Origin of the sequence: Actinoplanes sp. NPDC049265 (genome assembly GCF_043197135.1) — a bacterium.
Classification (GTDB): Bacteria; Actinomycetota; Actinomycetes; order Mycobacteriales; family Micromonosporaceae; genus Actinoplanes.
Window position 1 is genome coordinate 86,775 of the sequence record NZ_JBICSP010000031.1, and the last position, 11,432, is coordinate 98,206.

Annotated in this window: 12 protein-coding genes; 9 read left to right on the forward strand and 3 right to left on the reverse strand. The window is 71.4% G+C overall.

Annotated features, from left to right (window positions below):
• Positions 1–296 precede the first annotated feature (296 nt).
• From yidD to ACGFIO_RS41595, 6 genes are all read left to right on the forward strand, one after another.
• Positions 297–707, forward strand: a complete 411-nt coding sequence (gene yidD, locus ACGFIO_RS41570; protein ID WP_392836104.1) for a membrane protein insertion efficiency factor YidD — start codon at positions 297–299, stop codon at positions 705–707.
• 11 nt (positions 708–718) lie between these two features.
• Positions 719–1,810: a transporter substrate-binding domain-containing protein gene (locus ACGFIO_RS41575; protein ID WP_392836106.1), complete on the forward strand. Its 1,092-nt coding sequence runs from the start codon at positions 719–721 to the stop codon at positions 1,808–1,810.
• Complete coding sequence (locus ACGFIO_RS41580; RefSeq protein WP_392836109.1) at positions 1,807–2,832, forward strand: hypothetical protein; 1,026 nt, start codon at positions 1,807–1,809, stop codon at positions 2,830–2,832. The genes ACGFIO_RS41575 and ACGFIO_RS41580 overlap by 4 nt, the downstream gene beginning before the upstream one ends.
• An 89-nt stretch (positions 2,833–2,921) precedes the next feature.
• Positions 2,922–3,644 (forward strand): PP2C family protein-serine/threonine phosphatase, encoded by a 723-nt coding sequence (locus ACGFIO_RS41585; RefSeq protein ID WP_392836111.1) that lies wholly within the window; start codon positions 2,922–2,924, stop codon positions 3,642–3,644.
• 64 nt (positions 3,645–3,708) lie between these two features.
• Positions 3,709–6,045: a putative bifunctional diguanylate cyclase/phosphodiesterase gene (locus ACGFIO_RS41590; protein ID WP_392836113.1), complete on the forward strand. Its 2,337-nt coding sequence runs from the start codon at positions 3,709–3,711 to the stop codon at positions 6,043–6,045.
• A 173-nt stretch (positions 6,046–6,218) separates the two neighbouring features.
• Complete coding sequence (locus ACGFIO_RS41595; RefSeq protein WP_392836115.1) at positions 6,219–7,109, forward strand: TIGR03619 family F420-dependent LLM class oxidoreductase; 891 nt, start codon at positions 6,219–6,221, stop codon at positions 7,107–7,109.
• A gap of 130 nt (positions 7,110–7,239) precedes the next feature.
• On the opposite strand, the gene ACGFIO_RS41600 is transcribed toward ACGFIO_RS41595, so the two are convergent.
• Positions 7,240–7,752 carry a helix-turn-helix domain-containing protein gene (locus tag ACGFIO_RS41600; RefSeq protein ID WP_392836117.1) on the reverse strand — a complete coding sequence of 171 codons (513 nt, stop codon included), beginning with the start codon at positions 7,750–7,752 and terminating at the stop codon, positions 7,240–7,242.
• Positions 7,753–7,807: 55 nt separating this feature from the next.
• Here ACGFIO_RS41600 and ACGFIO_RS41605 point away from each other — a divergent pair, with 55 nt between their 5' ends.
• Positions 7,808–8,719, forward strand: coding sequence for an alpha/beta hydrolase (locus ACGFIO_RS41605; protein ID WP_392836119.1), 912 nt, complete (start codon positions 7,808–7,810; stop codon positions 8,717–8,719).
• Positions 8,716–9,159 (forward strand): VOC family protein, encoded by a 444-nt coding sequence (locus ACGFIO_RS41610; RefSeq protein ID WP_392836121.1) that lies wholly within the window; start codon positions 8,716–8,718, stop codon positions 9,157–9,159. Before ACGFIO_RS41605 ends, ACGFIO_RS41610 begins: the two co-directional genes overlap by 4 nt.
• Before the next feature lie 277 nt (positions 9,160–9,436).
• Here the strand turns inward: ACGFIO_RS41610 and ACGFIO_RS41615 are convergent, their stop codons facing one another.
• Together ACGFIO_RS41615 and ACGFIO_RS41620 are read right to left on the reverse strand one after the other, a co-directional pair.
• A complete protein-coding gene (locus tag ACGFIO_RS41615) occupies positions 9,437–10,141 on the reverse strand; it encodes a hypothetical protein (protein ID WP_392836124.1) in 705 nt (234 codons plus the stop codon).
• Between the two features lie 129 nt (positions 10,142–10,270).
• Positions 10,271–10,678: a hypothetical protein gene (locus ACGFIO_RS41620; RefSeq protein WP_392836127.1), complete on the reverse strand. Its 408-nt coding sequence runs from the start codon at positions 10,676–10,678 to the stop codon at positions 10,271–10,273.
• A 63-nt stretch (positions 10,679–10,741) separates the two neighbouring features.
• Between ACGFIO_RS41620 and ACGFIO_RS41625 the strand changes: the two genes are divergently transcribed.
• Complete coding sequence (locus ACGFIO_RS41625; protein WP_392836129.1) at positions 10,742–11,167, forward strand: SDR family NAD(P)-dependent oxidoreductase; 426 nt, start codon at positions 10,742–10,744, stop codon at positions 11,165–11,167.
• Positions 11,168–11,432: the final 265 nt, after the last annotated feature.

Genomic DNA, 11,432 nt, shown 5'->3' on the forward strand with positions numbered 1-11,432 from the left:
GCGCGGGTGGCGCTTTGGGCTGCCGCTGTTAGGTCGGGTGGTAGCGCTGCGCGGTGTTCGTGGCACGGGCGCTTTGGGCTACCACTGTTAGGTCGGGTGGCAGCCGAGCGCGGTGTTCGCGCCTGGCGCTGACCGTTGCCGTGCCCAGGGTTGAGGTGCGCGCGCTGATGCGTATGTGTGCTCAGAGCTGCGCGCGTGCCGATGCGTATGTGTGCTCAGAGCGCTCTGAGCACACATACGCATCACTGACCGGGGGTGGGATCCCGGGGTTCGCGCCCATGCGCCACCATGGCTCCATGTCGTTATCGCGCAGGCACTGGCCGTCGTGGCTCGGGGGCCACGGGCCCGGGCGGCGCGGTCACGCCCGGAAGCGCAAGCGGAAGGGCAGCTGGCTCGACGGCTGCGACGTCTGCGACTGTGACCTGCCCTGCTGCGACTTCGGGCTGCTGTCGACCTCGCTGCTGATCACCGCCCGGACACCGCTGTCCGAGCGGGCCGCCCTCACGGCCATCCGCGGCTACCGGCGGTTCTTCTCGCCCCGGGTGCCGGTCAAGTGCCGCTTCGAGCCGTCCTGTTCCGCGTACGCGCTGGAGGCGGTGACCCGGCACGGCACCCGCGCCGGCCTGCGCCTCGCCGCCGGCCGGCTGCGCCGCTGCCGCCCGGGGGTGCCGTACGGAACATATGATCCTGTCCCACACGACCGCTAGGAGATCGTGCCTTGGGTGATGAGAGCCGCCGCGTGTGGCCGATCCGCCGCCGTGGTGACGGCTTACCGGCCACCACACCGGCCGATGATCTGCCGGCCGATCCGTTCCCGACCGAGCCGCCACCGCCCGAGCCCGAGCCGGTACGGATGGACGCGCCGCCCCGGCTGACCCTGGCCGCGGTGCGCCTGGCCGCGCTCGGCCTGGCCCTGGTGCTGACCATCGGGATCACCATGGTCCGGCTGTTCGTCGGCGGTCCGCCCTCGGTGGAGGAGTTGCGGGCCCAGGCCGGTGTGGACAACTGGTCGACGATCGCGATCGGGGTCAAGGACGATCAGCCGGGCACCGCCGAAGGCCGGAAAGACGGCACGTGGGCGGGGTTCGACATCGACATTGCGTACATGATCGCCGCGGATCTGGGTTTCCGCCGGAGCGAGGTGCGGTTCTACGCGATGGAGAGTGAGGACCGGGCCCGGATGCAGGCGACCGATGTGGACGGGCATCGCGTCCCGGTGCAGATGGTCGTGGCCAGCTTCAGCATCACGCCGGAACGCGAGGCCCGCGACAACGTGACCTTCTCCCAGCCGTACCTGTTCACCGAGCAGTCCGTGCTCACCCTGCACGCGCACGAGAAGGTCTCCGCGCTGGAGGAGTTCAAGGGCAAGAACGTCTGCTCGCTCACCACCGCGACCAGCCTCAGCGCGCCGGAGAAGGCCGGGGCGAAAGTGCACCAGCGCAATCGGATCGGCGAGTGCATCGCCGACTTGCGGGCCCGCCGGGTCGACGCGGTCACCACCGACGCGGCGATCCTGGCCGGGTACAAGGCCCGGTTCCCCCAGGAGTTCGACCACTGGGACCTGGGCCTGGACACGACCGAGGCCTGGGGGGTCAACGTCGGCCAGAACGCGGCGCTCAAGACGCTGGTCGACCTGACGCTGTACCGCTCGTACAAGGACCCGCAGGACAATCGGTGGGAGATCGCCTACGCGAACAACCTCCAGTCCGAGGTGCCGGCCAACCGCGGGACCCCGATCGCGCAGGCCGAGCAGCCGGCCGTGACCAAACCGGATGTGCGTGAGCAACCGTGGGAACGGGTCTTCCCATGACCGACATCTGGGTCAAGGACGGCGGGCTCGCGCCCCGGCGGCGGCGGGCCCAGCTCAACTGGCTGCTCACCGCGCTGCCCGCGTTCCCGCTGGTGCTGCTCGTCCTGCGGCTCTGGTATCTCAGCCGGCAGGACCTGCCGACCATGCTGCTGCTGGTGCAGTACATCTCGCCGCTCGGCATGATCAGCGCGCTCGGCATCACGCTGATCTGGGCCGTCCCCGCGGTCATCCTCGTACTCCGCGCGCTCGGCGGGATGCTGCTGGTCAGCGCGCCGGCCGAGGCCGGGCGGTCGATGCTGGCGGTGACCGCGCTGCGGATGCCGGACTGGGTGGTGCTGCTGGCCGCGGGGCTGGCCGGGCTGACCTGGCAGCTGCGTCTGCTGCCGGTGCTGCTGATGCTTGTCGTCTCGATCATGGGGCTGACCGCGGTGCAGCGGTTCCAGGCCGACCGGTGGCTGATCCCGTGGGTGACGCTGGGCGCACCGATCCTGGTCGGCCTGCTGGTGCTGCTCTTCGTGGCCCCCGGGATCCGGGACGCGCTGGGGGTGGGGGAGTACGACACTGCGCTGCTGCTCGGCGTACCCCCGCTGTTGGGTCCGCTCCTCACCGGCCCGGTTCCGGCCCGCGCCGCACGCTTCGCCACCCACTGGCCGGCGGTCGGCGCGACCCTGATCGCGCCGCTGGTCGTCGGGCTGCTCTTCCTCCGCGCGCCGGTGCTGCCGAACAGCGCGGTGGAGATCGGCCCGGCCGGTGGTGAGGTCACCGACGTGGTACGCGGCCAGCTGATCGCCGTCGACGACACCTCGACCACCATGCTGGGACGGGGTGGGCAGGTCACCTTCGTCGCCAACGACCAGGTACGGTCCAAGACGCTGTGCCCCGAACCGGTGCACGGGCCGGACAGTGTCGTGGTGGTCCGCGGCTGGGCCGCCGAGGCCTCCGCGCTCAGCTGGCTGGCCCCCGCGCCCCGCCTCACGAACCCCGATCCACGGTGCCTGGGCCGGCCCCTGGCACCCCGTTGACCTCCCATCTGACCCAATTCTCGGCGGCATCCGCGCCACGCCGCCGACCGGCTAGAGACACGGTGGACATGACCTGGCAAGCTTCCGCCATGACCTTGCACCTGCGGTGGGCGGCAATCACCGATCAAGGCCGCGTCCGGACCAGCAACCAGGACGCGTACTACGCGGGTGAGCGCCTGCTCGTCGTCGCCGACGGGATGGGCGGAATGGCCGCCGGTGACGTGGCCAGCCGCCTCGCGGTGGACGCCATGACCTCGCTCGACGTGGCGATCGACAACGAGCATCAGATGGACGCGCTGCACAAGGCGCTCGAGGTGGCCAACGGCAAGATCGCCGAGACGGTCGCCGCCGACGTCAGCCTGCAGGGCATGGGCACCACGCTCACCGCGGTCATCTTCTCCGGCGACCGGGCGGCGCTTGCGCACGTCGGCGACTCCCGGGCCTACCTGCTCCGCGACGGACGGCTCAACCAGCTGACCAAGGACGACACGTACGTGCAGATGCTGGTCGACCAGGGCCTGATCCGGCCCGAGGAGGCGGCCGGGCACCCGCGGCGAGCGGTCGTCACCCAGGCGTTGCAGGGCGAACCGGTCAGCCCGTCGTACGTGATCGTGGAACCGCAGCCCGGCGACCGCTGGCTGCTCTGCAGCGACGGCCTCACCACCGTCGTCGCCCCGGAGCAGATCGAGGCGCAACTGCTCGAGGTGCCCGACCCGCAGGACTGCTGCCAGCGACTGCTCGAACTGGCCCTGGCCGGCGGCGGCCCGGACAACATCACCGTGATCATCGCGGACCTGATCAACGAGGGCTGACGGCGCGAGCTGCGGTACGTTGACCGGGACCTCGTAGCGGTCACGGGCAGTCCGGTTGGTGGTGATGACGACGGCACGGTTGGGCACCGCGCGGATGCTGCCCGTGACGCTGGCGCTGGTCGCCGTCCTTGTCGCGGCCGGTCGGTTCGCCGTACCCGCCGGTGACGCCCGCCGCGTCTACCACGTCGTCGTCCAGCTGCTCGTCGCCGCCGCGGCCGGTGCCGTCTGCCTGTGGATCGCCGGGCGGCGCGAGGACGCCGGGCGGCGCTGGCGGCAACTGGCCGGCATCGGGCTGCTCGGCTGGGCCGCGGTCCGGCTGTGGTGGCTGATCCGCGCCTTCGCCGACCCCGACGGCATGGGCCGGCTGCACCCCGGCGACGTCGGATTCCTCGTGCTGCCGGTGCTGCTCGGCGCCGGGCTGCTGGTCGGCGCGGCCGCGCTGCCCCGGCCGGTGCCGCTGCCCGGCCGCCGCGACCTGATCATCCTGGTGATCGACTGCGTGCTGATCGCCGGGTCGCTCATCGCGCCGGTCTGGTCGCTGGTGCCGGTGCGGGTGTTCGAGCAGGGTGGGCGTACGCCGGCGGTGTTCGCGCTGGCCGTCGCGTACCCGATCGCCGATCTGATCCTGCTCGTGATGGCCGTGCTGCTGCTGTTGATGCGGCAGGGCGGCGGCGCGATCCGGCGCCAGCTGCTGCTGATCGCCGCGGCGCTGGCCGCGTTCGGCGTCTCGGACACGCTGCGGCTCCTCAACCTCGGTGCGGACGGGCTCAACACGGCGGCGGCGGCCGGCTATCTGCTCGGGCCGGCGTTGCTCGCGCTCGCGGCGCTCGCGCCCGGCGCGGCGGTGGGCGATCTCAGCGTCGCGCACCGGGAACGGGACTGGCTACATCTGCTGCTGCCGTACGTGCCGGTGGTCGCGACCGGCGTGGTGATCGCGGTACGCACGGGCACCGGCGGCCGGTTGACGACGTTCGAGGCGTACCTGGGATGGCTCGGTCTCGGTCTGGTCGTGGCCCGGCAGATGTTCACGATCGTCGACAACCTGGTGCTGCTGTCGCGGGTCACCGAAGGCCAGCGGCGGATGCGCCACCAGGCGTACCACGATCCGCTGACCGGCCTGGCCAACCGCGCGCTGTTCCGCGAGCGGCTGGACGCCGTGCTCGACGCCCGCAGCGAGAGCGGCCGCCCGGTGGCGTTGCTCTTCGCCGACCTGGACGACTTCAAGCTGATCAACGACAGTTTCGGGCACGCGATGGGCGACCGGCTGCTGCGCGCCATCGGCGAACGGCTGCTCGGCGTGGTGCCCTCCGGCGACCTGGTGGCGCGGCTCGGCGGCGACGAGTTCGCGGTCGTGCTCGACCATCGCGCGGCCGACGCCGAGCTGATCGGCCACCGGATGCTGGCCGTCCTGCGCGAGCCGTTCCAGATCGACGGCCACACCATCGGGGTCGGCGCGAGCATCGGTCTGGTGCAGCCCGAGCCGCACGACCGCGACCTGACCGCCGACACGCTCCTGCGGAGGGCCGATGCCGCGATGTACGCCGGGAAGCGACGCGGCAAGGGCACGATGGCCCGCTACTCCGGTGGCGCGGACGGCGGCCCGAACGCCGACCTGCCGCACCAGCTGGCCCAGGCACTGGCCGGCGACCCCGCGGCGGCCGGATTCGAGGTCTATTACCAGCCGATCGTCCGCTTCACCGACGGCGCCACGGTGGCCGTCGAGGCCCTGGCCCGCTGGAACGATCCGGTGGCCGGGCTGGTCGATCCCGACGTCTTCGTGACCGTGGCCGAGCGTACCGGCCTGGTCGGCGCGATCGACGACTTCGTCCTGGACCGTGCTTGCGCCGACGCGGCCGTGCTGGCCAACATCTTCGGCCGGCCGATCGACGTGCACGTCAACGTGTCCGCGGCCCGGCTCTGCCAGGAGGGCCTCGAGTCAGCGGTGCTGGGCGCCCTGGACCGGCACGCCGTCCGACCCTCCCGCCTGGTCGTGGAGATCACCGAGACCAAGCGGATCCCCGACCTGCAGCGCGCCATCGAGGTCGCGACGCGGCTGCGCGAGGCCGGGGTACGCCTGGCCCTCGACGACTTCGGCAGCGGCTACAACGCCCTCGCCCAGCTGCACTCGCTGCCGGTGGACATCGTCAAGCTGGACGCCACACTGACCGACGTCGACGTGTCGCCCGAGCGGGCCGAGGCCCTGTGCCGGTCGGTGCTGGCCATCTGCGACTCGCTCGGCCTGACCGTGGTCGCCGAGGGCATCGAGACGGCGCCGCGGGCCCAGGCCATGGCCGCGCTCGGTTGCCCGCTCGGCCAGGGGTACCTGTTCGGCCAGCCGGTGCCGCTGGGCAAGCCAGTCATTCCCTCGCAGAACCGGCAGGCGGCTGCCCGCCCCGTCTAAGGCGAGTTTCAGGACCCGGCAACGCCGCAAGCTTGGCCGGGTCATGAAACAGGCCTCAGGGTGCGCGGCAGGGCAAGGATCAAGGTCCGATGAGCCGCCCGGTTGTACGGCGGCCGTCCGTCCTGGCAGGGTTTGCCGGACTCGAGTTCGAGCTGGTCGGAGGACAAAAACACATGAAGCTTGGCATCGCGATCCCGCACTACGGACCGGCCCTGTCGACCGCGGCCGACCTGCGCCGCTTCGCCGTCGAAACCGAACGGCTCGGGTACGCGACCCTTTGGTCCGGGGACCGCCTCTTCCTCCCCACCGATCTCCACGGCGAATACCCCGGCGTCGACTATCCGATCTACGCCGAGCGGGCCAACCGCTTCGCCGACCCGTTGACGGTGGTCAGCACCCTCGCCGCGGTGACCAGCCGGATCCGGTTCAACTTCAGCACCCTGAACGCGCCGCTGTACCACCCGGTCATCCTGGCCCGCGCGCTGACCACCCTCGACTTCCTCAGCGACGGACGGCTCGACGCCGGCTTCGGCCTGGGCTGGATGCGCGACGAGTACGACACTCTCGGCCTGGACTGGTCGCAGCGCGGTGCCCGGCTCGACGACCTGCTGTCCTTTCTGCACACCTGGTGGACCACCAACCCGGTCGAGTACACCGGCGACGGATGGTCGTTCCCATCGTCCGAGGTTGGTCTGCGGCCCGTGCAGGCCGGCGGGCCGCCGCTCTACCTGGCCGGAATCACCGAGCGGGCCCTCGACCGGGTGGGCCGGCGGGCCACCGGCTGGCTGACCTTCGACGCGATCCCGCCGGAGGGGCGCAAGGCCATGTGGGCGACGGTGGTGGGGTCGGCCGAGCAGGCGGGGCGCGATCCCGGGCAGCTGCGGCAGGCCGTGCGGGTCAACGGGGAGCCGGGCGAGTCGCTCGAGCACCTCTCCGAGCGGCTGGACCGGCTGGCCGAGGACGATGTCGACGAGGCCCTGGTCGACTTCTTCTTCACCTTCACCACCATGGACGAGTTCCTGGCGGCGGCCGCGCGGATCGCCGAACTTCAGCGCCTGGTCTAAGGCCTTCCGCCTTCCAGGCGTCCAGCCGTCCGCTCGTCCGCTTCCGGCCCTGCCCGCTCTTCCGGCCTGCTGGCGCTTCCGCCCTGCTGGCTCTTCCGGTATTCCGGCGCTTCCGGCCTTTCGGGTCGGCTCAGGTGCCGGCCGGCAGGGTGGCCAGGTTGATCAGGCGGCGAGTGCGGTCGCCGGTCGGCTCGTTGTCGCGCCGGGCCACGACCGCGCTCTCGAGCTCGGCCGACAGCCCGCTCATCTCCTCGTCGGTCAGCCACACCACCGCCTGCCGGTAGGTCACCCCGTCGCCCGCCACGTCGGCCGGCTCGGTCGCCAGATATCGCTCGAACGACGCCAGGATCGAACCGACGAACGCCGTGAAGGCGCGCCGGTGATCGTCGGGGGTGGCGTCCTCGAGGCGGGCATGCTCCCAGCGGATCTGATAGGTGCGCTCGGTCGCCCCGCGCACCCGCCGCTCGTCGAGGACCTCGAGCACGCCGGCCTCGGCGAGCGCGCCGACGTGACGATACATCGTCGCCGGAGGGACGTCGGGCAGCCGCTCGCGGAGCTGACCGGTGGTGCTGGGGCGGCCGTCGAGCAGCGCCTCCAGAATGCGCAGCCGGACGGGATGCAGAACAACGTCGACTCTTGCCATGGCTCATTATTATCATCGGTGATACCGTTCTCAAAGCTGATAACGATGGGAGCGCATGATGATCGAGCACCCGATGATGGCCATCGCGGATGACGGCGTCGAGCTGGCGGGCACGTTGACAGTGCCCAGCACGCCGGGCCCGCATCCGGCCGTGCTGTTCCTGCCCGGGTCCGGCCGGGTCGACCGCGACTCCAACGCCGGCCGGGTCCGTCCCGGTCTCGGTCCGGCCCTGGCCGCCGCCCTCGCCGAGCGCGGCATCGCGACCTACCGTTACGACCGGCGCGGCGCCGGCGACACCCCCGGCGACTGGCACCGGGTCGGCTTCCACCAAAACCGGCTCGATGCGTCCGCCGCCCTGCGAGCCCTGCGCGCCCGCCCCGGCATCAGCTCGGTGGCTGTGGCCGGCCACAGCGAGGGCGCTGTTCACGCCGCAACTCTGGCCGCCCACGACGACGTCGCCGCCGCGGTCCTGCTGGCCGGCTATGCGCGGCCCGGTCGCGACGCCTTTCGATGGCAGGGTGCCAGTCTGGTCGCCCACCTCCCAGCCCCGCTGCGCGCCGTGGCCGGCCGGCTGGCCCCGTTTGCCGCTCGCAGGCTCGAGCGCGTTGCGACCTCCACGGCCGATGTCGTACGGGTGGGCCCGTCCCGCCTCAACGCCCGCTGGTTCCGCGAGCAGCTCGCCCACGACCCGCGTGCCGACCTCGCCGCCATCCGGGTTCCGCTGCTTGCCATCACCGGCGACAGCGACCTCCAGGTCGACCCCGGCGACCTCGACGTGATCGCCCGCCTGGTCCCGCATGCGGAGACCCGCCGCGTGCCCCGCCTCACCCACCTGCTGCGCGAGGACCCCGGCCGCCCCTCACCCCTGGCCTATCCCCGCCTGCTTCGCCGGCCCACCGACCCGGCCCTGCTCGCCGCCGTGGCGACGTGGCTCGGCGCCCGCCTCGGAACTACTGTGCGAGTGTGACATTTTGGCAGCTCACCATCGATGCGAACGACCCTGGTCGGCTGGCCCGCTTCTGGGCGCGGGCCCTGGGCTACCAACCCGTGCCGCCCGCGTCACCGGACACCACCTGGTGGCGGCACTACCGCGGGCGGCTCGCGGGGCGGCCGGAGTTTCCCGACCGGCTCTTCGACCCGGCCGGGCATGGTCCGGCGCTGTGGTTCCAGCCGGTGCCCGAGGAAAAGGCCGGGAAGAACCGGTTGCACCTCGATCTTTATCCGACCGCACGAGACAACACGCTGTCGCCGGCGCAGCGGGTGGAGGTCGTCGAGGGCAAGGTGGCAGAGCTGGTCGAGCTTGGTGCCACGGTACGGTCGCGGACCGAGGACTTCGACGACCCGGCTGACGGCGTCTGCTTCGTGGTAATGAACGACCCGGAGGGCAACGAGTTCTGCGTCAGCTGAGCCGACACCGTCCGATCTGGAGTTTGCCTCGGCGCCCGGTGGCCACTCGCAGGGTCACGTCGGCGACCGGTAGTCACCTGGCGGTCACGTCGGCCCGGTCATCTGGGGGTTAGTTCGTCCCGGTGGTCATTTGGGGTTCACGTGGGCCGGGTGGTTATCTGGGGCTTACGTGGGCCGGGTGGTCATTTGGGGTTCACGTGGGCCGGGTGGTTATCTGGGGTTCACGTGGGCCGGGTGGTCATTTGGGGTTCACGTGGGCCGGGTGGTCATTTGGGGCTTACGTGGGCCGGGTGGTCATCTGGAGGGTCACTTCGGCCTGGTGGGCGCCGCCGGACTCGATTGGCTGGATGGACGGCCAGCTGCCGGGGGAGCCCTTCTTCAGGGCGATCTCGATGTCGTGTGCGGTGCTGAACGGACCAGGGCCTCGGTGGGCGTAAGGCGGGAGCTGCTGGATCTCGGCGGCGAACTCGTCGGAGAAGTAGAGCTCGGTCATCAGCCGGACCCGGCCCGCGACGCTGACCCGGACGTGGATGTGCAGAACCCGCGGGGTGTACCAGCCGGGCACGATGGTCAGGAACTCGGCGTACCCATGGTCGTCGGTGATCTGCTGACCGCGCAGGAACCGGGCGTCGTCGACCGGGCGGAACCGGCGCAGGGCCAGCGATATCAGGGCCGGCATCCGGGTCGGGTCGTAGCGCTGGAAACCCGAGTACGCACCGTCGGCGTCGCAGTGCCAGATCTCCACGGTCGCCCCGGCGACGGGCCGCTGCGTTCCCGTCTCCACCGCGCGCATCCGCAGGACCAGCGGCGAACCCTTGCGGTCCTCGCGGACGTCGCGTCGGCTCGGTGAATTTGGCAGATAGTACGGCCCGGGTCCGTGACTCGCCGTCGACTCGTGCGGCGCGAGGGTGGCCGCGCGGCGGATGGCCGCCCGGTTGTCGATGCGGCGCATTACGGCGATCAGGATGCGGGTCGGTGTCATGACGGACATGGTTGGCGGCGGGCAGTGGCCGGATCAATGCGAGTACCCGTTCGTACCCCGGCCAAGGGTGTCTTCTGACCTGGGACGTCAGCTCAGCACGGACCCGGTCGGCTCACTCCGGCTTCCCGATCAGGTAGTGCTGTAGTGCCGGCGACAACCAGGCGGCCACCTGCTGGTTGCCGTCACCCGCAGCAACTCGTAGGTGGGGGCGGTGACCGAGGCGTCCGTCCATTGTCGGATCAGCGCCTGCAAGAGGCCGCGGTTGCCGCCGCTGATCGCGTGCCCCGGCTGATCGCGTGCCCCGGGCTGATCGCGTGCCCCGCCGCTGATCGCGTGCCCCGGGCTGATCGCGTGCCCCGCCGCTGATCGCGTGCCCCGCCGCTGATCGCGTGCCCCGGGCTGATCGCGTGCCCCGCCGCTGATCGCGTGCCCCGCCGCTGACCGCGTGCCCCGCCGCTGACCGCGTGCCCCGCTGCCGACCGCCTGCACCGTCGCCGAGGCCGCTCGGGCTTCGGCGGCGATGTCCTCGGCGCTCATCGGTGAACCCGTGCGTCGGCCGTTCGTCATGGTGAGGGACAGCGCGACGACCTAGGGAGACTCGTGAGCCACACCTCGATCTCGACCGGCCGATTCGGACCGTGGGCCGTCGTCACCGGCGCCTCCGCCGGTATCGGCCGGGAGTTCGCCCGCCAGCTGGCGGCGAACGGTCTGAATCTCGTTCTCGTCGCTCGCCGGACCGAGATCCTCACCGTGCTGGCCCAGGAACTCGAGCGGGAACACAAGGTGCGGTGCCGGGTTGTTGCCGCCGACCTGGCCGATCCCGCGGAGCCGCACCGCGTGGCCGAGGAGACGTCGGACCTCGAGGTGGGTCTTCTGGTGTCCAACGCCGGAGACCTGACGCCGGGGCGGTTCCTGGATCAAGACCTCTCCCATGCCGAGGAGTCGATACATCTCAACGCCTCCAGCCACCTGGTTCTCACGCATCGGTTCGGCGCGAGAATGGCTGAGCGTGGGCACGGGGCGTGATTCTCGTCGGCGCACCGGGCGCCGAGCACGGCATCCCATGGCTGGCGGCGCACACGGCGGCCAAGGCGTACGTCAACACCCTGGGCCGCGGACTCCACGCCGAATTCGCGCCGCGGGGCGTGTCCCTGCTCGTTCTGGCGCCGGGCGCGACGACGAGCGAACTGGCCGCACGGCCAGGGCCCCGGCAAAGTCGTGATGGTGTCCGACTTGAGTGGATCAAGGTAGAGGCGCCTCGGTTGGCGGCAGCAAGACGGGCATGACCGGT